General features: G+C 58.4%; 18 protein-coding genes and 3 pseudogenes. 17 read left to right on the top strand and 4 right to left on the bottom strand.

Annotated elements, in window-relative coordinates; translation table 11 throughout:
- A pseudogene (locus tag BJ928_RS39260) lies at nucleotides 1–482 on the top strand (hypothetical protein); the annotation flags it as partial.
- Between the two features lie 302 nt (nucleotides 483–784).
- Here BJ928_RS39260 and BJ928_RS37450 read toward each other — a convergent pair.
- Nucleotides 785–1,672: a LysR substrate-binding domain-containing protein gene (locus BJ928_RS37450; RefSeq protein WP_047636983.1), complete on the bottom strand. Its 888-nt coding sequence runs from the start codon at nucleotides 1,670–1,672 to the stop codon at nucleotides 785–787.
- A gap of 109 nt (nucleotides 1,673–1,781) precedes the next feature.
- Between BJ928_RS37450 and BJ928_RS37455 the strand changes: the two genes are divergently transcribed.
- Both BJ928_RS37455 and BJ928_RS37460 read left to right on the top strand, forming a co-directional pair.
- Complete coding sequence (locus BJ928_RS37455; protein WP_047636984.1) at nucleotides 1,782–3,035, top strand: aromatic ring-hydroxylating dioxygenase subunit alpha; 1,254 nt, start codon at nucleotides 1,782–1,784, stop codon at nucleotides 3,033–3,035.
- On the top strand, nucleotides 3,025–4,113 hold the full coding sequence (locus BJ928_RS37460) for an FAD-binding oxidoreductase (protein WP_052228073.1): 1,089 nt from the start codon (nucleotides 3,025–3,027) through the stop codon (nucleotides 4,111–4,113). The genes BJ928_RS37455 and BJ928_RS37460 overlap by 11 nt, the downstream gene beginning before the upstream one ends.
- A 306-nt stretch (nucleotides 4,114–4,419) precedes the next feature.
- On the opposite strand, the gene gfa is transcribed toward BJ928_RS37460, so the two are convergent.
- The 3 genes from gfa to BJ928_RS37480 form a co-directional block, all read right to left on the bottom strand.
- Nucleotides 4,420–4,992, bottom strand: coding sequence for an S-(hydroxymethyl)glutathione synthase (gene gfa / locus BJ928_RS37470; protein WP_047636985.1), 573 nt, complete (start codon nucleotides 4,990–4,992; stop codon nucleotides 4,420–4,422).
- Nucleotides 4,993–5,242: 250 nt separating this feature from the next.
- Entirely contained in the window at nucleotides 5,243–5,839 is a 597-nt protein-coding gene (locus BJ928_RS37475) for a dimethylsulfonioproprionate lyase family protein (RefSeq protein ID WP_047636986.1), read from the bottom strand.
- A gap of 47 nt (nucleotides 5,840–5,886) precedes the next feature.
- Nucleotides 5,887–7,923, bottom strand: coding sequence for an NADH:flavin oxidoreductase (locus BJ928_RS37480; protein WP_047636987.1), 2,037 nt, complete (start codon nucleotides 7,921–7,923; stop codon nucleotides 5,887–5,889).
- Between the two features lie 146 nt (nucleotides 7,924–8,069).
- Between BJ928_RS37480 and BJ928_RS37485 the strand changes: the two genes are divergently transcribed.
- The 14 genes and pseudogenes from BJ928_RS37485 to BJ928_RS37550 all read left to right on the top strand — a co-directional run.
- Nucleotides 8,070–8,702: a TetR/AcrR family transcriptional regulator gene (locus BJ928_RS37485; protein ID WP_047636988.1), complete on the top strand. Its 633-nt coding sequence runs from the start codon at nucleotides 8,070–8,072 to the stop codon at nucleotides 8,700–8,702.
- 10 nt (nucleotides 8,703–8,712) lie between these two features.
- Nucleotides 8,713–9,507 (top strand): pyrroline-5-carboxylate reductase dimerization domain-containing protein, encoded by a 795-nt coding sequence (locus tag BJ928_RS37490; RefSeq protein WP_047636989.1) that lies wholly within the window; start codon nucleotides 8,713–8,715, stop codon nucleotides 9,505–9,507.
- A 17-nt stretch (nucleotides 9,508–9,524) separates the two neighbouring features.
- A pseudogene (locus BJ928_RS37495) lies at nucleotides 9,525–9,677 on the top strand (ABC transporter permease subunit); the annotation flags it as partial.
- A 386-nt stretch (nucleotides 9,678–10,063) separates the two neighbouring features.
- The gene (locus BJ928_RS37500; protein ID WP_047636992.1) at nucleotides 10,064–10,774 is read left to right on the top strand and encodes a GntR family transcriptional regulator; all 711 of its coding nucleotides are present in this window, start codon (nucleotides 10,064–10,066) and stop codon (nucleotides 10,772–10,774) included.
- Complete coding sequence (locus BJ928_RS37505; RefSeq protein ID WP_047636994.1) at nucleotides 10,771–11,682, top strand: dihydrodipicolinate synthase family protein; 912 nt, start codon at nucleotides 10,771–10,773, stop codon at nucleotides 11,680–11,682. The genes BJ928_RS37500 and BJ928_RS37505 overlap by 4 nt, the downstream gene beginning before the upstream one ends.
- The gene (locus BJ928_RS37510) at nucleotides 11,675–13,192 is read left to right on the top strand and encodes an aldehyde dehydrogenase (RefSeq protein ID WP_047636996.1); all 1,518 of its coding nucleotides are present in this window, start codon (nucleotides 11,675–11,677) and stop codon (nucleotides 13,190–13,192) included. The genes BJ928_RS37505 and BJ928_RS37510 overlap by 8 nt, the downstream gene beginning before the upstream one ends.
- Nucleotides 13,189–14,535, top strand: a complete 1,347-nt coding sequence (locus BJ928_RS37515; RefSeq protein ID WP_047636997.1) for an FAD-binding oxidoreductase — start codon at nucleotides 13,189–13,191, stop codon at nucleotides 14,533–14,535. Before BJ928_RS37510 ends, BJ928_RS37515 begins: the two co-directional genes overlap by 4 nt.
- A 79-nt stretch (nucleotides 14,536–14,614) precedes the next feature.
- Nucleotides 14,615–15,466: a glycine betaine ABC transporter substrate-binding protein gene (locus tag BJ928_RS37520; protein WP_047636998.1), complete on the top strand. Its 852-nt coding sequence runs from the start codon at nucleotides 14,615–14,617 to the stop codon at nucleotides 15,464–15,466.
- A gap of 87 nt (nucleotides 15,467–15,553) precedes the next feature.
- Complete coding sequence (locus tag BJ928_RS37525; RefSeq protein ID WP_047636999.1) at nucleotides 15,554–16,645, top strand: glycine betaine/L-proline ABC transporter ATP-binding protein; 1,092 nt, start codon at nucleotides 15,554–15,556, stop codon at nucleotides 16,643–16,645.
- A 14-nt stretch (nucleotides 16,646–16,659) separates the two neighbouring features.
- Nucleotides 16,660–17,508: an ABC transporter permease subunit gene (locus BJ928_RS37530; RefSeq protein WP_047637000.1), complete on the top strand. Its 849-nt coding sequence runs from the start codon at nucleotides 16,660–16,662 to the stop codon at nucleotides 17,506–17,508.
- Nucleotides 17,505–18,362 carry an ABC transporter permease subunit gene (locus BJ928_RS37535; RefSeq protein ID WP_047637002.1) on the top strand — a complete coding sequence of 286 codons (858 nt, stop codon included), beginning with the start codon at nucleotides 17,505–17,507 and terminating at the stop codon, nucleotides 18,360–18,362. The genes BJ928_RS37530 and BJ928_RS37535 overlap by 4 nt, the downstream gene beginning before the upstream one ends.
- A 118-nt stretch (nucleotides 18,363–18,480) precedes the next feature.
- Nucleotides 18,481–19,479 carry a 4-hydroxyproline epimerase gene (locus tag BJ928_RS37540; RefSeq protein WP_047637003.1) on the top strand — a complete coding sequence of 333 codons (999 nt, stop codon included), beginning with the start codon at nucleotides 18,481–18,483 and terminating at the stop codon, nucleotides 19,477–19,479.
- Nucleotides 19,480–19,505: 26 nt separating this feature from the next.
- On the top strand, nucleotides 19,506–20,492 hold the full coding sequence (locus BJ928_RS37545; RefSeq protein WP_047637004.1) for a GlxA family transcriptional regulator: 987 nt from the start codon (nucleotides 19,506–19,508) through the stop codon (nucleotides 20,490–20,492).
- Between the two features lie 129 nt (nucleotides 20,493–20,621).
- Nucleotides 20,622–20,825: pseudogene (locus BJ928_RS37550) on the top strand (hypothetical protein); the annotation flags it as partial.
- Nucleotides 20,826–21,590 lie beyond the last annotated feature (765 nt).

The following is a 21,590-nucleotide window of genomic DNA, read 5'->3' on the forward strand; positions in this document are numbered from 1 at the left end:
CCAGGCCAAAGCGGCTTAAATCAACCCGCAAACTGAGCCGGAAACTCCATTCTTCCAGAGCCCAAAAAGTCTCAAATCATTCGACGACGGACAGCTTGGGCCGCTTCAGAGTAAAACAACTACTGATTTCTGCCTCGGCTCTACCCTCTTTGCCACTTCGCACTGACCCGCAAACTTCGCGGAATCTTGTCTGGCTATCCTACAAGGCGCTGAAGGCCGACAAGCAACGTCCCTCACCACAATCGGCCGCCGCATTTCGACAACGGTTCGACAGGACCTTCATCTTGCGCAACAGTCGTGATGCATTTCAGAATCTGCTTGAGGAACCGCACCGACGAAAGAACGATCCACTGAATGTGCTCGATTATCCCGAAATTCCGCTGCGGACCTTCGTCACGACGCGAAAGATCTCCGGCGGCACGACGAGCCGAGATGGCCTTGGCTCGCGTGATGGCATCCTATCACCCTGCGAGAGTCCCTGACCATGAGACGGGTTCGCGTCAAATCAGGCAGCGCGTCAAACAGTTACACTATCGATCGAGGTTCTGGATCGACTGACGACGTCTGCAACTCTTATTGGCGGATCATTCCGAGCGGTAGAACGGATGCTGACCAGCAAAGTCTGCGACCGGGACATTAATCAAATCCTCAACCGCAAATACTCGTCATTTGAATCACAAGCGCCAAACAAGTCTGAGGGAACACACCAAATGGCGCTTATCATGTTTAGACAATCTGGAGAGCGCTCGGCTGGCAACGAGATCAATATCCACTCTTATTGGGATCAGCCGTGCAGCATCGCAGTGAGCCAGGCTGCTGCCTGGTCGCTAGCAACCGCCCGCCTTGCCTTTAACGGAAGCAAGACATTGTAGCGCGCTTCCTCGATCAGTTGGGAATCGTCGCAGGGCACCAGCGTTCCATCGTCCAGAAACGTCTGAACAAGTACTCCCCAGCCAAGGGCAACCCCCTGCCCCGCTCGCGCGGCGAAGATCGTTTCCGTGTAGTGGTTGAAACGGAGCGAAGCTCTTGCCTCGAATGTCGCGCCCGATCTGGAAAGCCACTGCGTCCAGGAGAACCAGGAGCGGTCGGCCGCATCCGTTTCGATGAAATCATCCTTTGCCGACAAAGGACCGGCCGCGCGTCTCTTCAGATAGTCGGGGGAACAGACCGGCATGATCACGTCTCCCCGGGAGGCGATCACCGTACCATCGCTGAAGGGCGGCAAACCATAGCGGATGACGATATCGACCTCGCCGCTATCGAGATCGATCTTCGCATCCTGCGAAATGACCCGGATCTGGATACCCGGATTGCGGCTGCGAAAGTCCGCAAGCCTCGGAAGCAACCAGAAGGACGAGAATGCCACGGTAGCGCCAATCGTGACCACGGCCTCGGACGACGCTTTGATCGCCTCGATCGTGTCAGCGATATTGGCAAGGCTCTGTGCCAAAGACGAGCCAAGAGTGAGGCAAGCGGCGGTCGGTTCGATTGCACGATGCTTGCGCAGGAACATGGCCTGACCAAGTTCATCTTCGAGCAACGCGATTTGTCGGCTGACCGCCGCCTGAGTGACGCCCAATTCCTCGGCGGCGGCCGTAAAACTTTTGCGCCGAAGTACAGCCTCCAACATCAGCAGTCCGGTCAATGAGGGCAATCGCCTTCGGAACCGCATCGACTACTCCCCTCCCATAAGTTTTCGTTATGTCAACTTGAGAATTAATGCCGTTGAAGGCACGGCTGAGCAGGCGCACGCTGCAGGGATTAAAGCATAAGAGGTGCTCATGCTAAACAGGCTTCCTTCCTCAATTTCGGCCCTCCTTGACGCCCGTGCCGACGGATATTCCCTGCCGGCGGGTCTCTACACGCGCGAAGACGTGTTCAACGCGGATATGGACGTATTCTTCCACAAGCATTGGATCTGTGTCGGCCTCGACTGCGACGTACCGGAGCCCGGGGACGCCATGGTTGTCGACGTTGGCAATACCAGCCTGATCCTGTTGCGCGACGACGATAATGAAATCCGTGTCCTTCACAATGTCTGTCGCCATCGTGGCTCCCGCCTTCTTGATGCCGGCAAGACGATCATTTCGAAGCTCGTCTGTCCGTACCATACATGGACCTACGAGCTGACGGGCGAGCTTAGCTATGCTCCGCACATGGGCAAAGAGTTCGACAAGGAATGCCACAGCCTCAAGCCCGTTGCCTTCAAATCAATCGGCGGCCTCATCTATATCTGTCTTGCCGACAATCCTCCCGAGGACATCGACGCTCTGGAAATTGCCATGATGGAGCGGCTGGCGCCCTACGATATCAAAAATGCGAAGGTCGCCTATCAGACAGACGTCATCGAGGATGGCAACTGGAAGCTGACGATGGAGAACAATCGTGAATGCTATCATTGCTCCGCAAACCACCCTGAACTTTGCGTCTCATTCGTGGATCTCGATTTCGGCTTCGATCCCGAGACCTTGAGCCCTGATGATCGCGCTCAGGCGGAAGAGCATTTCCGCCTCTATGAGCAACGGACGATGGCCTGGGAGGCAGACGGCTTTCCCTCTGCAGCCGTCGAGCAGCTGACAGATTGCGCGACCAACTTCAGAACACAGCGGCTCATCATTTCCGGTGCCGGCGAATCCCAGACCCATGATGCGACGGCGGCGTCTTCGAAGCTGCTTGGCCAGATGACCCGAAAGGATCTCGGTGACACGCATCTGTGGGGCCACAATAGCTGGAACCATTTCATGGGCGATCATGCCGTGGTCGCGACTGTCATCCCCCTTTCCGCCGGCAAGACGCTGGTCAGAACCAAGTGGCTTGTGCACAAGGACGCCGTCGAAGGGGCCGATTACGATCTCCAAAAGCTGACGGATGTCTGGATCGCCACGACGGACCAGGACGCAAGCCTGGTCGCCCGCTCGCATGCGGGCACGCTCGACCCGGCCTATCGGCCAGGCCCATATTCGCGCTTCTCGGAAACCAATCTCGACAAGTTTGCGACCTGGTATATCGATCGGATGCGCGCCCATGGTTACTGAACTCTTGGAAAGGCAAGGCAATCCAGGTGGTCCGGCAATCTGGGACAAGGAACAGGACGACGCGCTGGTCTGCATCGACATCCAGCAGGAAACGCATGATGTGCGCAGCTTTACCTTCGCATCGCCCGAGGGCAAGTGCTTTAGCTTTGAAAGCGGCCAGTATTTCCTCTTCGATTTCCCCGTTGCCGATGAAAGCGAGCCGCGCTGCTACAGCATTTCGTCATCGCCGCATCGACCGCATGCTTTTACTGTCACCGTCAAGCGGGTTGCCGGCGGCAGGGTGTCAAACTGGCTGCATGACCAGCTCGCCGTCGGGATGACAGTCAAAGCGCAAGGCCCCCTCGGTCACTTCATCCGCCCCCGCGAAGCGGTGCGAAAGCTTCTTCTGCTTTCGGGCGGCTCCGGCATAACGCCTGTCATGTCGATCGTTCGCGATCTCGCCGACCGTTGCGAACCGGCCGATATCGTCTTCGTCCACGCAGCCAGAACACCGCCCGATCTGATCTTCCGCCAGGAACTCTCTTGGCTTGCATCTCGGATGAAGGGATTGCGGCTACACTTCCTGCCGGAGGTCGTTGCCGGGGAACCGTCCTGGCCCGGTCTGACCGGGCGCATCTCGCCGGAATTCATCAAGCTTGCGGTGCCTGATGTCGCCGACAGAATTGTGATGTGCTGCGGCCCGGCACCCTTCATGGCAGCGGCGCGCTCCATAACATCGGCACTCGGTGTTCCCACGTTCAACTACATCGAAGAAAGCTTCGATGCCGCGGTGATCGACGAGCCTGCGACCGTCGTGGAGGAGATACCGCGCACCCGGCTCTTTCAGGTCGAATTCGCCAAGCAGGCGCGCAAGATCGAGGTTTCGAGCGAACAGACGGTCTTGTCTTCGGCGAAAAAATCCGGCGTGCGTTTGCCGTCATCCTGTTCGAACGGTGTCTGCGGCACTTGCAAGTCGAAGCTGATCTCGGGTTCGGTCGAGATGAATCACAATGGCGGAATAAGGCAACGCGAAATCGATGCCGGGCTTTTCCTCCCCTGTTGCTCCAGGCCGCTGAGCGATCTGGTCGTCGATCGTTAAACAACGCGTCACGCGGCCTCCCGCCAAGCAACAGGGTTTCACGCGCATGCTGGAAGGCAATATTTCTTCGCCGGAGCAAGCGGGCACGACAGTTTTCAAGGACGAACGCAAGCGGGCCTTCCTCAATCCGGAAGGCGCTGATCGCCGAGCATGGATCGGAGAGCATTAAACTTGAAACACAGGTGCTGATCACGACCGCCGGCGCCGAAAGGCTCGACACGTTTCCGTGGGAAGACATCTGAGTTGCTTCGGTTTGAACGTGCGAGGAAGTGCGGGAGCGCCGGCTGAACGCTCCCACACGCGTTCTCAGTCGGCAAGCGCACCGCTCTTCTTGGCTGTCCAGGTGGCGATGTAATCCATCAGGGCGGGCGACAGGCAGTCATAGGGTTCGAGGCCGAGCTCCTTCAGCCGCGAACGAACGCCGTCCATCTTCGAAGGCTGATAGCCACTTTCGATGATCGACGAGACGAACGCCGCAAAGCCGGGGGCCGCCCAACCTCCGTCCTGGAAGCGTTCCGGATGAATGAACGACAACCCCTTAAAGGGATGGTCCCGCTCGACGGGCCCATACATGTGAACCCCGCATTGCTTGCAGGCGTGACGCTGGATCAATGCCGAAGTATCCACCACCGCCAACTTGTCGCCATTCTCGATAACTTCGATCTGGTCCGAAGGCGCAACCGCCACCACAGAGAACACCGCTCCTTCGGGCTTCCAGCATTTCGTGCATCCGCATGCGTGATTATGAGCAATATCGCTTTTGACTTTCACCTTCACGGCGTTGCTCGTGCAATTGCAAACGAGCGTTCCTCCCCCAAAGGAGGCGTCCGTTGCCCGGTATCCTGAATCCACCGTCGGGTGGATCGCCACAATATTCATGGGTTTTCTCCTTCCCTTCCGGACCGAGCGGAATGTCCCGATCAAGCTACGCTTGTTCTCCAGTCATGCTTCCCGGATCTGCGTCCCGCAGCGCGGGCCCAAGAATTTCCGCAGCATCTGACGCCTGTCTTTTCCAAGGCTTACTGTATCACTTCCATTGAAGGCCTGTACCAAAGCAAATCCGAATAATTCAATTCTCAATACAGGCTCCACGCATGCCCGACCGACCTCACCGAACACGTCATTTCGCTTAGGCAACTGGAAGAAGTGCCCAGAATGCAAACAGCGGCGCGTTTGTCGATCGCATGGCGTGCTTGATACCCGCGGGATTGTAGAAGGAACCGCCAAGTCCCGGGCTGAACCACTCGGACGTTCCGTGCTGAAATTCGCCGTCAGACAGAACCAGATAGACCTCTTCAGGCGCGTGGTCATGATCAGGGTAGCGCACGCCCGGCGCCATGAGGGTAACGCCGATCCAGGCATCGGACCTTTCCTCCAGCGCGCCAGGCCCGACGATCATCGCGTTGGCGTGCCCATCCTCGAAGTTCCCGCTAGAGGTCCCGGACGTGTCTTTACGGCGTCGCCATATCAACCGCGGTTCGATTTCCTGAAACCGGGCGATCATCATTGTCAGTTGATCGGAGGCGGTCGCAACGGCAACCGCGCTTGAAAGGTATCCGCACACAGGAAGCCGACTTCCGGCGCCGTGCCTTTCGTTCCCAGGCGTTTGAAGCCGTGAAAATATCTCGGCCAGCGACCGGCGAGCGTTTGTGTCCTTTGCGAAATGGTTGAACGCGGCGGACGCAGCGTCGAGGAAAGATTGAAGCTGCACGCTGCGTCCTGCCATTTGCGGGTTCCTTATCATCTCAATCGTGCGCTTTGCGCTTTCTGGTGTCAGAGATCCTTTGCGATCCGAAGCCCGTCATAGATGGCCGCATGGGTATTGCGGGCCGCAACGGCATCGCCGATCCGGAACAGCTGGAATTTGCCCTCGGCATTTCGCGTGATCGATTGTGGTTCACCCGCCAAAAGCTGATCGTATGAAGTCTCTCCGAGGTTTTTCGATAGCGGCTTCAGTTCGAAATAGAGTTCATCGAGCGGAATGGTGCCATGGTTGATAACGATTTGATCCACCACGCGCTGCTTGGAAACGCCGCCGTAGTCGCTGCCGACAGTGGCAATGATCTGATTGCCTTGCTTCTCGGCCGATTCCAGCCGGTAAGTCACGGTAAAGGTGGCGTCGAGCTTCTGCAACGAGCGCATATAGGGGACAAGGTTCATGGCCATGACCTCCGGCGCGAATGATCGGTCAGGCGTCATGATCTCGACCTTTGCTCCAGCCTTGGCGATGAACTCGGCCGCCTGCAGCCCGGCATTGTCGCCTGCATCGTCAAAGATGAGGACATTCGAGCCTGGTTTGACATCGCCAGAGATGATGTCCCAGGAGGACACGACCAGCTCGTTACCCTTCGACAGCACCTCGGTATGCGGCAGGCCGCCGGTCGCGATGATGACGACATCCGGGTCCTGAGCGACGATCGTCTCGGCGTCAGCCCAGCTATTGAAATGGAAGGTCACGCCATGTTTTTCGCATTGGCGCATGCGCCAGTCGATGATGCTGATCATCTCGCGCCGACGTTCGCTCTGGGCCGTCAGCCGGATCTGGCCGCCCGGATTGTTCGCGGCTTCGAAAACCACGACCTCGTGGCCACGCTCGGCGGCAATGCGGGCAGCTTCAAGCCCGCCCGGCCCGGCCCCCACAACGACGACCTTCCTGCGCGAGGGAGCCTTTTCCACGATGTGAGGCATGGTTGCCTCGCGTCCGGTCGCCGCATTGTGGATGCAGAATGCCAGGCCGCCCTGATAGATCCTGTCGAGACAGTAGTTTGCGCCGACACAGGGCCGGATATCGTCCTCACGCTTTTCTATGATCTTGCGCACGATATGCGGGTCGGTCATATGGGCGCGGGTCATGCCGACCATGTCCACCTTTCCAGCCACAATGGCGTGACGCGCGGTGGCAACATCCTGGATCTTGGCGGCATGGAAGGTCGGAAAATTCGTCGCGGCGCGGATTTCGCCGGCAAAATCGAGATGAGGCGCACTGGCCATTCCCTGGATCGGGATGACGTCCGTGAGGCCTGGATCGGTGTCAATGTGGCCACGGATGACATTGAGATAATCGATGAGGCCGCTTTCCTTGAGCATCCTCGAAATCGCGATTCCGTCCGCCTTGTCCGTTCCGCCGCCAAGACGCTCGTCGGCGGTATAGCGGACGCCGAGGATGAAGTCGTCCCCCACCCGTTTTCGTATCGCCTTGAACACATCAAGACAGAAGCGCATGCGGTTTTCGAGCGGGCCGCCATAGGGGCCGTCGAGTTCGTTGGTCAGTGGCGAGGCGAACTGATCGATCAGGTGGCCATAGGCCTCCAATTCCACGCCATCCATGCCGCCGGCCTTCATGCGCTCGGCAGCATCGGCGAAATCCTTGATGATGCGCTCGATATCCCAGTCCTCGAGCTTTTTCGGAAATGCGCGATGTGCCGCTTCCCGGTGATGCGACGGCGCCACGACCGGGAGCCAATCGCCCTTGTCCCAGCGCGTGCGGCGCCCGAGATGGGTAAGCTGGATCATGATGGCGGCGCCCTGTTCGTGGACGGCGTCCGTCATCTCCCGAACCCAGGGAACGATTTCGTCCTTATATGCGAGCAGATTGTTGAAGACGGGCGGACTGTCGCGCGAGACAGCGGCCGAGCCGGCCGTCATTGTCAATGCGACACCACCCTTGGCCCTCTCCACGGTATAGGCGCGATACCGCTCCTTCGGCATCCCGTCCTCCGGATAGGCCGGCTCATGCGACGTGACGATGATGCGGTTTTTGAGCGTTAAGTGCTTGATCTGAAATGGCTGAAGGAGAGGATCGTTCGACATGCGCCGGGCTCCGGATTAGGTACGCAGGCAGTGACGCTAGGGAAAATGTACATATGTGTCAACAAGGAAAACACTAAGGTCGATGAACATGACATATATGTACATTTTCATTGTGCGCCCCACCGCAATTTGTTAGGAGATACCATATGGATCAAACACTGAATGACAGCGGCTGGCGCGGATCGCAGGAAGGATGGCTGGAGGCAGCCTATGAATCTCTTCTGGAATCCGGCGTGGATTCGGTGAAGATCCTGCCGCTCGCAAAGAAGCTCAATCTATCGCGCACCAGCTTCTACTGGTTCTTCAAAGATCGCGAGGAATTGCTGGCAGGTCTGGTTGCGCGCTGGCGCGATACCAATACCGGCGGCATCGTCAGGCAATCCGAAGCCTATGCAGAAACCCTGGCGGAGGCGATGCTGAACGTTTTTGACTGCTGGCTCGACGAAAAGCTGTTCGACAGCAAGTTTGAGTTTGCAATTCGAAGCTGGGCCCTTCAGTCGCCCGAGATCCTGAACGACGTTCAGGATGCCGATAAGATGCGCATGGATGCGCTTGCCCGAATGTTCACGCGCTTCGGTCATTCGGCCGCCACCGCCGACGTCCGGGCGCGTACGACCTACCTGGTTCAGATCGGCTACATCTCAATGCAGTCGAAGGAAAGTATCGCGCTGCGCATGCATCGCATTCCCGAATACATCGCAATCTATACAGGCCAGGTTCCGCAGCAGCGCGAACTTGATCGCTTTTTCGCAAGGCATGGATACAAACCCGGCCAGTAGGAGCAATGAGATGAGCGGTTCGCTGAGGATTGGCATAGTCGGCGGAGCCGGATGGCTCGGCGGCACAATTGCCGCCTCAGTCCTCAAGGCCGGCATAGTCGAGCAGTCGAACCTCTCCATGTCCTACCGACGCGAGCCGAATGACGCTTTCCCGGACGCGTTCTGGACGAAAGACAACCAGGCGCTTGTCGATCAATCCGACGTCGTTCTTCTATCTGTGCGGCCGCAGGACTGGCCCGCCTTGTCGATCGACGCATCCGGCAAGCTTGTCATTTCCGTCATGGCCGGCATCCGACTTGCTGCGCTCAAGGCCCGGCACGCAACCGAAAGGGTTGTTCGTGCACTGCCGAACGCGGCAGCCGAGGTCTCATGTTCCTACACCCCATGGATCGGATCAGACCAGCTCCCGGAAGACGATCGCGCAATCGTGCGGCGGATCTTTGCCTCCTGCGGCAGCGAGGACGAAGTCGGCAGTGAACGTGCGATCGATTATCTGACCGGCCTGACGGGTTCGGGGCCGGCCTTCCCGGCTCTTCTCACCGCCGCTATGATGGATGACGCGATCGATCATGGGCTTGACTGCGACGTCGCCAAGCGCGCCGTGTCCACACTGCTGGTGGGCGCCGGCCGCCTGCTCGAGCGCCGATCCGAGTGTCCCGGCGACATAGTTCGCACGTTTCTTTCCTATCACGGCACGACAGCTGCGGCGATCGAGGAAATGCGCGCATCCGGGTTCGAAGTCGCTGTCCGCAATGGGCTTTCCGCGGCGTTTTCAAAATCGATGAGCATGGGAGAAACCTCCTGATGGCCGTTTGAGCGGGTCTCGGGATACGCCTCGTGGACAGGGATGTTCTGGAGGCGGCCGACGCATTTGGAACATCACATGCGCAAAAGCTCTTCAAGGTCCAGCTCCCACTTGCCTTGCCGACGATCATGGCCGGCATCAATCAAACGATCATGGCGGCATTGGCATTGCGCCGAGATCGCTCGCCCGAGATCGTAAAGGCTGCGCCTAGCCCTTCCTTTCAGATTGAAGAGCCTGGCCAAATCATACTCTGAAATGGCTTGGACCCCTCCAAACCCTCGCCGATGGATTTACCGCGCTCTCAATCGCAAGCGCGTGCTCTCGATAGCATGGCAGGAGCCACTCAAACCAACGCGCCGCCACCATCCAGGACCATTTTTCCCAGGCACGACTGAAAAAGCATCCGCCATTTCCGGATTGTATTTTCTTATAACATCTATTGTGTACGCAAATTATACAATTTCATTGACTCATCAATCCGGCTGTGAGAGCTTTCTCCCATCGGCAAGGCACCCGCCGGGCTCGGTTCCGGCAAAACTTCAAGGAGGAGGTCGTGATGAAGGGCGGGAAGAACAGTCTTTACGACGATCTGAAACGTCAAATTCTGACCATGGAGCTCGATCCTGATCAGGACCTGGATGAAGTCAGTCTCAGCGAGCAGTACGGGCTCTCCCGCACGCCCGTGCGCGAAATCTTCAGACGGCTGGAAGGTGAAGGCTACATCGACATCCGCGCTAACCGTGGCGCGCGCGTCAGCCCGATGAACCATCAGACCCTCAGGCACTTCTTCCTCGTCGCACCGATGATCTACGCGGCAATCGGCAGGCTGGCGGTTCAGAACTTCAAGCCAAAGCAGCTCGTCGACCTCAAGGAAACGCAGGATCGGTTTCGTTCGGCGAGCACCTCGGGCGACGCTCTAGCCATGGTGCTCGAAAACAACCGTTTCCATGAAATCATCGGCGAGATGTCGTTCAACGCCTATCTGCAACCGAGCCTCGGCCGCCTGCTGATCGATCACGCACGGATTGGCCACACCTTCTTCAGACCGAAAAACGACGACATGCGCGAGCGGCTTCAGCTTGCCGTGGAACACCATGACGGCTTCATCGAGGCGATCGCGCGGCATGACGAAGACACTGTCGTGGACCTGGTGTTCGAGCATTGGGAACTGTCGCGCGAGAACATGGAAATGTTCATCGCTCCACAGGGAATGAAGGCGGATGCGCTCGTCGAGATGCCCGCCGCATCCATGGAGAAATCGTCTTGAATTTCGAAGGCATCTACACCCCGGCGATCACCCCGCTTGGACAGGACGGTCAAATTGACAAAGCCGCGTTTGCAGCTGTCCTGGAATCCCTCATCGAGGCCAAGGTCCACGGCATCATTATCGGCGGCTCCACCGGCGAATATTATGCCCAGAGCAGCCAGGAACGTTTCGAGCTCGCCGCCTACGCCAAGCAAGTCGTCGGCACCCGCCTGCCGCTCATCGTCGGAACCGGTGCGACACGCACCGAAGATTCCGTCGAGTACGCAAAGGCCGCGAGGGACATCGGAGCGGATGCGATCCTGGTGTCATCGCCGCCCTATGCTCTGCCGACGGAGAAGGAAAACGCAATTCATGCGCTGACCGTCGATCGGGCCGCCAACCTGCCGATCATGCTCTACAACTATCCCGCCCGCATGGGAGTGATGATGGGCGAGGAATATTTTTCCCGCGTCGGCAAGTCCAGAAACGTCAGAGCGATCAAGGAAAGCTCCGGCGACATGGGCAACCTCCATCTGCTGGCGCGGAAGTTTCCGCATATTTCGCTGTCCTGCGGCTGGGACGATCAGGCGCTCGAATTCTTTGCCTGGGGTGCAAGGAGCTGGGTCTGCGCCGGCTCGAATTTCCTGCCGGGCGAACACGTCGCGCTCTATGAAGCCTGCATCATCGAAAAGAACTTCGACAAGGGCCGGGCGATCATGACGGCCATGCTGCCCCTGATGGACTTCCTCGAATGCGGCAAGTTCGTGCAGTCGATCAAGCATGGCTGCGAGATCATCGGCCTGAAGGCCGGCCCGGTGCGCGCACCGCTGCGCGGATTGATCTCCGAAGAAAAGCGAACCCTTGAGACCGTTGTCACCACGCTGAAGCGCACGGTCGCCCAGATCACGTCGGGAGCCAATCATGCATGAACCCTTGACCGCAGCAGAATATAAGGCGATCGCGGCCGGCCTTCACTTCCCGACGAATGCCTTCATCGATGGCGCCTTCCGCCCTGCCAACTCCGGCAAGACGTTTAAGACCACGAACCCGGCCACCGGTAAGCTCCTCGCCGAAGTTGCCGCCTGCGATGCCAGCGATGTCGATTACGCCGTCTTGAAGGCAAGGGAGGCTTTTGAGGATGGCCGCTGGCGTCAGCTGTCGCCCGGCGAGCGCAAGGCGACGCTCATTAAGTTCGCCAGGCTTCTCGAAGAGAACCGTCACGAATTGGCGGTCATGGAAAGCCTCGACAGCGGCAAGCCGGTTCGCGAGTGCCAGACTGTCGACGTGCCCGACACCATCCATACCCTTCGTTGGCATGCCGAGGCGATCGACAAGCTTTACGACAACACCAATCCGGTCGGCCCGAATGCGCTGGCCATGGTGGTGCGCGAGCCGATCGGCGTCGTCGGCTGCGTCCTGCCCTGGAACTTCCCGCTGCTGATGCTGGCCTGGAAGATCGGCCCGGCGCTGGCTGCCGGTTGCTCGGTGATCGTCAAGCCGGCGCAGGAGACGACGCTGACCACGCTGCGCGTCGCGGAGCTCGCGCATGAAGCAGGCATCCCCGCCGGCGTCTTCAATGTTGTCCCCGGTGGCGGCAAGGATGTCGGCGAACCGATCGGCTTGCACATGGATGTCGACATGGTGGCCTTTACCGGCTCGACGCCGACCGGCCGTCGCTTCCTGCACTATTCGGCCGATTCGAACCTCAAGAAGGTCGTGCTCGAATGCGGTGGTAAGAACCCCGCCCTGGTGCTTGATGATGCCGAGGATCTGGATCTCGTCGCCGAGCAGATCGTCAATGGTGCCTTCTGGAACATGGGCGAAAACTGCAGCGCCAGTTCGCGCCTCATTGTCCATTCAAAAGTCAAGGATGACCTGCTGAAGCGCATCGGCGCCTATATGCGCGAGTGGAAGACGGGTGATCCCCTTGACCCGGAAAACCGCGTCGGCGCCCTGGTCAGCAAAAACCACTACGAGAAGGTCACATCCTTCCTCGACGACGTCAAAAGCGAGAAGCTGACGATTGCCCATGGCGGTGAAACGCATGATGGCATCTTCGTCGAGCCGACGGTGGTCGACGGTGTCACGGCCGCAAGCCGGCTGTTCAGGGAAGAGATCTTCGGACCGATCCTGTCGGTGACGACTTTCAACACCATTGCCGAGGCCGTCGCTCTTGCCAACGATACCAATTATGGGCTGACGGCATCGGTCTATACCGGCAGTCTGAAGAACGCGATCCGGCTGTCGCGCGACATCCGGGCTGGCCTCGTCACCGTCAACTGCTTCGGCGAAGGCGACGCGACGACACCGTTCGGCGGCTATAAGGAGTCCGGCTTCGGCGGGCGTGACAAGTCGATCTTCGCCCATGACAATTATTGCGAACTGAAGACCATCTGGATCGACATCTCCGATCGCTCGGTGGACGAGACGATCCGATGATCACCAAGTCCGTCAAACGTTTGCCGGCAGAAAACGGCATCTCGGGCTGGGAGGCGATCAGTCGACGTTCTCTCCCGATCCGGAGCCTGGACGGCAACGTGACCGCGGACTGGCTGATCATCGGCGCGGGCTTCGCCGGGCTTTCCGCCGCGCGCCGGCTGCTGCAGCTCCGGCCCGACGATAAAATCGTCGTGCTTGATGCAAGCGAAATCGGCAAGGGCACATCGGGCCGCAATTCCGGCTTTATGATCGATGTCCCGCACAACCTTTCATCGAGCGAATATTCGAGCGGCGGTCTGGACGCCACGCGCCTGGAGATGGCTCAGAACAGGGCTGCGATCGCCTTTGCGAAGGAGGCCGCCGATGAATACGGCATGTCGGCCGACACTTTCGATGCTGCAGGCAAGATCAATGCGGCGGCAACTGCGCGTGGAATGAAGCTGAACATCAGCTTCAGCCAATCCCTCAGGAGCGCGGGCGAAAAGCATATGTTTTTCGACGCCGCCGAAATGCGCGACATTACCGGCTCCGACTATTATCTCGGCGGTCTCTTCACGCCGGGCGCCGTGCTGATCCAACCGGCCGACTATGTTCGCGACTTTGCCGCGGGGCTATCGCACAGGCTCGACATCTTCGAGCGCTCGCCCGTCACCTCCCTGACGCGCGAGGGTGGAACCTGGACCGCAGGCTCCACCCGGGGCAAGGTTATCGCCCCGAACGTTATCCTCGGTGTCAACGGTCACATCACTGACTTCGGCCACTTCGGCGGCCGTCTGATGCATATCTTTGCTTATGCCTCGATGACGGCTCCATTCCCAGCCGAAGATCTCGGCCGAAGAATTTCGGGACGGGATAGATGGGCGCTGCTTCCGGCCGACGCCATGGGTGCGACGGTGCGAAAGATCACCTCGGGCGGACAGTCGCGCATCGTCATCCGGACGAAATACACCTACGAGACGGCGATTACCGTTTCAGATCGGCGAATGGCCAAAATGGCCGAAGAGCATCGAAATTCGCTCGATGCGCGGTTTCCCGGGCTAAAGGACATCCCCTTCGAACACAGCTGGGCCGGGCGCCTCTGCCTCAGCCGGAACCATGTGCCGGCGTTCGGCGCGCTTGACCAGGGACTTTACTCGGCGTGCTGCGAAAACGGGCTCGGTACCGTCAAGAGCACATTGGCAGGCATCATGGCCGCAGAACTGGCGACCGGCACGACCTCCCAACATCTCGAACAATACATGGATCACCCCGCACCATCCCGGCTGCCACCCGAACCCTTCGCATGGCTCGGCATCAATTCGGTGATCCGTTTGCAGGAATTGCGCGCAGGCCGCGAGGGATGATCCGTCGCCGCGCAATATGAAGACTGCGCCGACCGCAGGTCTTCAACATAATGGGAACGAAAACTAGGAGCTAAGAAAAATGAAGACTTTGTGGAAGGCGCTCTGCGCAGCCGCGATGGTCGGAATGACCGTGTTCTCCGCCCATGCGGAAGAGAAGAGCATCACCGTCGGAACGATGTCGTGGGAAGACCTGACGCCGATCACCGGCATTACCAAGAAGGTGCTGGAGGATGCCGGCTACACCGTGAAGGTCGTGCCGTTCTCCGAATGGGGCATCGCCTATGCAGCACTCAGCAAGGGCGACATCCAGATTCTCGCCTCTCAGACCGACTACGTCGCCCAGGACTATTGGGACAAGAACAAGAAGCGTCTCGAGAAGATCTCGCCCGTTTCGCATGGCCTGTTCCAGGGCGTCGCCGTCCCGAAATATGTGCCGATCGACTCCATGGACCAGCTGAACGCCAATGCCGACAAGTTCGGCGGCAAGATCGTCGGCATCGAGCCGGGCTCGGGCCTGATGCGCGATACCGCCAACGCGGTCAAAGGCTATGACCTGAAACTGCAGCTCGTCGAAGGCAGCACCGCAGCCATGACCGCAGCCCTGAAGTCGGCCGTTGATCGCAAGGAATGGATCGCGGTGACGATCTGGGAACCGTCCTGGATGATGCAGAAATACGACGTGAAATTCCTGAAGGACCCCAAGGGCATCTTCCCGCCGCCGCAGAGCTATTACTGGATCGGCAAGAAAGGTTTCTCCGCCGATTATCCGCACGCCCGCGAGGTCATCGCCAGCGTCTATGTGCCGCTTGCCGATATCACCGCGATCAACAGCGCCGTAAATGACGGCAAGACGATGGACGATGCCATCAAGGACTGGACCACGAGCCACGCCGATCTCCTGAAGCGCTGGGAGAACATCAAGGGCGAATGATGCCGACGACGGGCCGCCGCCAGCGCGGCCCGTATCCCTCAACGAAGACGAACAGGCCGGCAATGGACCGGCCGCGCGGGGAAGACAATGAACACTGTCATGGATAACAGCGGTGAAATCCTGGTCGATTGCCAGAATGTCTGGAAGATTTTCGGTGCGCGGGCGACCGCCGCTGTAAAGGCCGTTTCCGAGCGTGGACTCTCCAAGAAGCAAGTACTTGACGAGTTCGACTGCGTCGTCGGTGTCTCCGATGCCCATCTTCAGGTTCGTCGCGGCGAGATCTTCTGCATTATGGGGCTTTCCGGCAGCGGCAAGTCGACTTTGGTCCGCCTTCTCAATCGCCTTATCGAGCCGAGCATGGGCAGGATCACGATCAAGGGTAAGGAGATCGCCAAACTGAACGCGGCCGAACTGCGGGACATGCGAGCGCGCAACATCGGCATGGTGTTTCAAAGCGTGGCGCTGCTTCCAAATCGCACGGTCCTCGAAAATGCGGCTTTCGGATTGGAAGTCCGCGGTGTTGCAAAGGACGAGCGCAACAGGACTGCCCGCGCGGCGCTCGACAAGGTCGGCCTCTCCGACTGGACCTCCAGATATCCTTCCGAGCTGTCGGGCGGGATGCAGCAGCGCGTTGGCCTGGCCCGGGCCTTGGCGGCCGATCCCGAAATCATCCTCATGGACGAACCGTTCAGTGCGCTTGACCCGCTCATTCGCCGCCAGTTGCAGGACGAATTCCGGGAGCTGACGAAGTCGCTCGGCAAGTCCGCGGTCTTTATCACGCATGATCTTGAGGAGGCCATCCGCATTGGCGACCGCATCGCCATCATGAAGGACGGCGTCATCGTTCAGGTGGGCACCGCCGAAGAAATCGTAACGAAGCCTGCCGACGACTATGTCGCCGATTTCGTCGCCGGCATATCAAGGATTCATCTCGTCAAAGCTCACTCGGTCATGCAGTCGATCGCGGAGTATCGCAGCCTGCAACCGCAGCATGACGTGGACGCGCTTTTAAAGACCTCAGCGGAAGCGGACATCGGCGAACTCATAGACCTTACGATGAGGTCGGATCGCGATGCCGTGGCAGTGGTCGACAATGGTTCCATCATCGGTGTCGTCACCACCCGCGGACTGCTTCGCGGCGTTGCCGGTTCCTCGGCGCAAGAACAAATGTCTGCGTAGAAGGACCTAGGAAAATGGACATCTCGGTCATTGCGGATACCTTCGATACCTGGACCGACGACGCGCTGGGCTGGATCAGCGACAACGGCGACTGGCTGTTCACTCCCTTGAGGACGATCCTCGAGGGAACCTATGGCGGCGTCCTCTGGCTGCTTCACCTGGCTCCTTTCTACGTCATCGTGATTATCGCCGCCCTTCTCGCATGGCGTCTGATTAGTTCCTTGTCGGCCATACTGGCAGGGCTGGGCCTGTTCTTCTGCGCTGTCATGGGACTGTGGAACGAAACGATGAGCACGCTTGCGCTCGTCACCACCGCAACCATATTCGCGCTTGTTATTGGAATTCCGATCGGCATCGCCGCCGGCTTCATGCGATGGTTCGACAGGGCTCTGGAGCCGGTCCTCGACCTCATCCAGACACTGCCGCCGTACATCTACCTTCTTCCGGCGATTGCCCTTCTTGGCTTTGGCCCCGCGACCGCGCTCGTTGCGACCTTCATCGTGGCCATGCCGCCCGCCATCCGCTTGACCTCCCTCGGTATTCGAATGACGCCGCCAGCGTTTATAGAATTGGGACATGCGAGCGGCCTCACACCATGGCAAATGTTCACGAAGATCAGGCTGCCCTTTGCCATCCCGAGTGTCCTGGCGGGCATTAACCAAAGCTTGATGATGGCGTTCGGCATGGTTGTGATCGCAGGCATCGTCGGCTCCGGCGGCCTCGGCGAAACCATTTACAGCGCCGTGCGCACGCTCGACATGGCCACGTCCATCAACGCTGCGATCGCGATCGTCATCTTGACGATGGTACTAGACAGATTGACACAGAGCGCGGCCGGCCGCGCCAAGGCAGGTGCAAGATGAACCTCGATCTTCTCCGCGTTTCGCCCGGCAGGTATCTTGCTCCCGTTGTCGATTGGTTGAACACAAACTTTCATCCGGTCTTCGAAGGCATCACCAAACTTATCGAGGCGGTGCTCGGTGGGATCGAAGCGACGCTTCTTTACCTGCCGCCCTATGCGGTGATTGTCATCGCTGTTCTTCTCGCAGCCTTTGCCATTAACATAAAGGTTGCGATCGTGACCGCCGTCGCGCTCGCCTTCTGCCTCTTCACCGGTTTCTGGGCTGCATCCATGCAAACGCTAGCTCTGGTCACGGTTGCAGTCGCCATCTCCGTCTCGATCGCATTCCCGCTGGGTGTCCTTGCATCGCGCTATAAAACCTTCGAGAAGGTTGTAAGGCCTCTGCTCGACATCATGCAGACCGTTCCGCCTTGGGTTTATCTGATCCCGGCTGTCATGATCTTCAGCCTCGGCCGCGTGCCGGCAATCATCGCGACGATCGTCTATGGTGTGCCACCGATGCTACGGCTGACGACGCTAGCATTCAACCAGGTGCCCAAGGACCTTCTCGAACTTGGGCAAGCCACGGGCGCGCCGCCGCGCTCGATCCTCTTCAAGATCGAGATTCCCTCTGCAATGCCGACCCTGCTCGTCGGCCTCAATCAATGCATTCTTCTGTCGCTGGCCATGGTCGTTCTTGCCGGGCTCGTCGGAGCCGGCGGGCTTGGAGCCGAGGTGACGCGGGGGCTCACCCGGATGGAAATGGGGCTCGGGCTGCGGGCAGGACTTGCGATCGTCGCCATCGCCATCCTGCTCGACAGGCTGTCAAAGGGCGCGTTGCAAAATCGCGCCCGGTCATCGACGAAGCGCGGCTAGAGGGGTTCAGCTTTTCGCGGAATCTCCGAACCGCTCTAGCTCCTTGTTATCTAGCAATTCCGGACGGAAAACCGCTCCGCACCTTTCCTGGAATTGCTTCAAACGGAAAGATCATCGAATGCGCCACAGCTTCTTCTGCATCGATTCACACACCTGCGGCAATCCGGTACGGCTTGTCGCCGGCGGCGGCCCTTTGCTCCCTCACCTTCCGGTCGCCGACCGCCGCGACATTTTCGTCCGCAACCATGACTGGATTCGCCAAGCGCTGATGTTCGAACCGCGTGGACATGACATCATGTCCGGCGCCATCATCTATCCCGCCTATCGCGAAGATTGCGACTTTGCCGTAATTTTCATCGAAGTCAGCGGATGTCTGCCCATGTGTGGAGCCGGTACGATCGGTCTGGTGACGGCGGCGGTCGAGGAGGGGCTGGTCACGCCACGCACTCCCGGCAAGCTGTCCATCGAAACGCCCGCCGGTCGAGTGGATGTGACCTACGAAAAGCCCGGCGAATTCGTCGAGGCCGTCCGCATGTTCAACGTCGCAAGCTACTTGCATGCGGCGGACATCGAAGTCGATGTGCCGGGGCTTGGAACGCTGACGGTCGACGTCGCCTATGGCGGCAACTATTATGCCGTCATCGAACCGCAGGGGAACTGGCCTGGATTGGGCGGCATGTCGGGTGACGAGATCGTCGACATCAGCAGGAAGCTTCGAGACGCGCTCGAGCCGATCTGCAATCCGGTTCACCCCGAGGATGAGAGGATCAGAGGCGTCCACCACGCCCTATGGTGTGATGCGCCGACGAATGACAACGCCGATGGACGGGGTGCGGTTTTCTATGGCGACAAGGCGATAGATCGCTCCCCCGGCGGCACCGGCACCTCAGCCCGCCTCGCTCAACTCCATGGCAAAGGCCGGTTGAAGGTCGGCGACAGGTTTCGCCAGGAGAGCCTGATCGGCACGATATTCGAGGGATGCATCGAGTCGGAAGTTCAAATCGGACGCTTCAAGGGCATTAAGCCCAGCGTTGCAGGCTGGGCAAGGATCATCGGCCACAACACGATCTTCGTCGACGATCGAGATCCTTTAGCCTATGGTTTCCAGCTCAAGTAGAAGAGCTTGGTCAGGCGAGGCATTCCATGAAACCGGTCACACAGGAAGTGAAACGCGATCCCTTGAAGGTCGGGTTCATCCTTGCACGATCATTTACTCTTTCCGCCTTTGCCCTGTTCATCGATACGCTGAGACTGGCAAGCGACGAAGCAGACAAATCGGGCAGAGTCCTGGCCGATTGGCAGGTATTGGGCAGCACGCGGCATCTCATCACATCGAGCTGCGGTGTTCAGGTCGCGCCGACATCGGACTTTATCGATCCCGGAAAATTCCACTACATCGTCGTCGTCGGCGGCCTTTTGAACGCCGACATCACCATCGACGATCAAACCGCCAACTATCTGAAGAAAGCCGCAACACAGAAAATTCCGCTGATCGGAGTTTGCACAGGCACATTCATCCTGGCGCGTCTTGGCCTGATGAAGACACACCAGACCTGTGTCAGCTGGCTCCACTATCAAGCCTACCGGGAGCAGTTCCCCGGCAATCCTGTTCGCTCCGACCGCCTGTTCAATCTCGATCGGAGCCGCGGATCATGCGCTGGCGGAAGCAGCGCTGCCGACATGGCCGCCTTTCTCGTCAGACGACACATCAGCGGGGATGCAGAGCGAAACGCACTGGAGGTATTGCAAATCGCGCGAGCCAGATCCGGGCTGGATATACAGCCGCGCAAGCCGCTTACGATCGAATGTCGAGATTCGCGCCTGAAGGCGGTTCTGATCACCATGGAGAACCACATCGAAGACGTGGTGCCGACCGAAGATCTCGCCGCATCGGTCGGCTTATCCCGGCGACAGCTCGAACGTCTGTTTACTGACGAAATGAAAACCTCTCCCGGGGCTGTCTATACCCGCATTCGCATGGAACGCGCCAGGCAACTGGTTCTCCAGACAGAGGCGCCACTCATCGAAATCGCACTCGACGTCGGGTTCGGCAGTGCTTCCCATTTTGCGCGGCTCTTTCGCCGGCTCTACGGACAATCGCCCACGGAGCTGCGTCGTGCCCATGCCTAAAGCGCAGGTCTAAATCTGGCTCAGCAGACATTGGGAACGGCTTGCTCTTGAAAGGAAGCCAACCGACGACTCGGAGTTTCATTATTTTGTTCTCTGTCAGAAAATCTCAGTGCGCGTCTTATTCATGGCGGCGGCCTGATTCACCGCTCGGACTGGAGTGTTCAATACGTGTCGGTCAAGTATTCGGAGCAGCTGGCCGTGGCAGGCATCGAGCCTTCTGTCGGAAGCGTTGGCGACTCTTGCGACAAAGCCATCGCCGAAACGACCAACGGCCTCTACAAGGCCGAGGAGCAGTATGACGCCATGCTCGACGAATCAACGATGGACGCATAACTTAAACCAAACAACCTCCGGCAAACCTGGCGTGGTTCAAGGCGACATCCGGTTTGCATCAGAGATTCAAATTCATGACGTTTTTTGAAGCCAGTGAATCGAATTCAGCGAAGAACCGTATTAATCGCAACCCCCAAAACCCCCACCAGTGGCGGAGGTTTCTTTTACAAGAAATTTATATTGTCATTACTCCCAATACTTTAACTGAACACCCCTGTTATTATATAAAACATGCATATACGAATTGTTGTTTGCATTGTGTCTTGTGCAAATCGGGTAAATATAAACGGTCGCACCCTCAGGTTCTCGTGACGAGGCTTGCCCCGTTATCACATGCCCACCAATGAGATCGCCATTGCACGGACGATCATGATCGTTGCTGAACCAGTTATGAGAGGTGCAATATTGAGGAGCGTTATTGTTATTGCACTTTTTCGACCATAGACCAATCCACGACAATCCGTCGATCTTCGGATCATGTGTGCTGCCTTTCACATTGGCAAAATCATCTTTGTCCGCCCAAAGGACGGTTCCGACATAGGTGGAACGCACAAGCTCCTGGATCTCGGCCAACTCGGTGGCCTTGTCTGCGGTAGGCTCGTTCGATATTGGCCTGCCGTACATGCGCTTGAAGTCGTCAAGGTTTTCCAGTGTAACGATGGGCGCTGTACCTGTCCGACATCAGCGCCCTTGAGACAGAATTGGTTTAATTGAGAAGAGAGGATTTTCGGCTCATCGTAGCTCTATCAAAGGAAGCGAAGATGA

The organism is Rhizobium sp. WW_1, assembly GCF_003610155.1.
Classification (GTDB): domain Bacteria; phylum Pseudomonadota; class Alphaproteobacteria; order Rhizobiales; family Rhizobiaceae; genus Rhizobium; species Rhizobium tropici_A.

Coding starts and splice junctions, on each gene's coding strand:
- BJ928_RS37530 (WP_047637000.1), top strand. CDS start 16,660: ATGGACATCTCGGTCATTGCGGATACCTTCGATACCTGGACCGACGAC.
- BJ928_RS37500 (WP_047636992.1), top strand. CDS start 10,064: ATGAAGGGCGGGAAGAACAGTCTTTACGACGATCTGAAACGTCAAATT.
- BJ928_RS37535 (WP_047637002.1), top strand. CDS start 17,505: ATGAACCTCGATCTTCTCCGCGTTTCGCCCGGCAGGTATCTTGCTCCC.
- BJ928_RS37460 (WP_052228073.1), top strand. CDS start 3,025: ATGGTTACTGAACTCTTGGAAAGGCAAGGCAATCCAGGTGGTCCGGCA.
- BJ928_RS37475 (WP_047636986.1), bottom strand. CDS start 5,839: ATGGCAGGACGCAGCGTGCAGCTTCAATCTTTCCTCGACGCTGCGTCC.
- BJ928_RS37515 (WP_047636997.1), top strand. CDS start 13,189: ATGATCACCAAGTCCGTCAAACGTTTGCCGGCAGAAAACGGCATCTCG.
- BJ928_RS37450 (WP_047636983.1), bottom strand. CDS start 1,672: ATGCGGTTCCGAAGGCGATTGCCCTCATTGACCGGACTGCTGATGTTG.
- BJ928_RS37520 (WP_047636998.1), top strand. CDS start 14,615: ATGAAGACTTTGTGGAAGGCGCTCTGCGCAGCCGCGATGGTCGGAATG.
- BJ928_RS37525 (WP_047636999.1), top strand. CDS start 15,554: ATGAACACTGTCATGGATAACAGCGGTGAAATCCTGGTCGATTGCCAG.
- BJ928_RS37485 (WP_047636988.1), top strand. CDS start 8,070: ATGGATCAAACACTGAATGACAGCGGCTGGCGCGGATCGCAGGAAGGA.
- BJ928_RS37545 (WP_047637004.1), top strand. CDS start 19,506: ATGAAACCGGTCACACAGGAAGTGAAACGCGATCCCTTGAAGGTCGGG.
- BJ928_RS37510 (WP_047636996.1), top strand. CDS start 11,675: ATGCATGAACCCTTGACCGCAGCAGAATATAAGGCGATCGCGGCCGGC.
- gfa (WP_047636985.1), bottom strand. CDS start 4,992: ATGAATATTGTGGCGATCCACCCGACGGTGGATTCAGGATACCGGGCA.
- BJ928_RS37540 (WP_047637003.1), top strand. CDS start 18,481: ATGCGCCACAGCTTCTTCTGCATCGATTCACACACCTGCGGCAATCCG.
- BJ928_RS37480 (WP_047636987.1), bottom strand. CDS start 7,923: ATGTCGAACGATCCTCTCCTTCAGCCATTTCAGATCAAGCACTTAACG.
- BJ928_RS37455 (WP_047636984.1), top strand. CDS start 1,782: ATGCTAAACAGGCTTCCTTCCTCAATTTCGGCCCTCCTTGACGCCCGT.
- BJ928_RS37490 (WP_047636989.1), top strand. CDS start 8,713: ATGAGCGGTTCGCTGAGGATTGGCATAGTCGGCGGAGCCGGATGGCTC.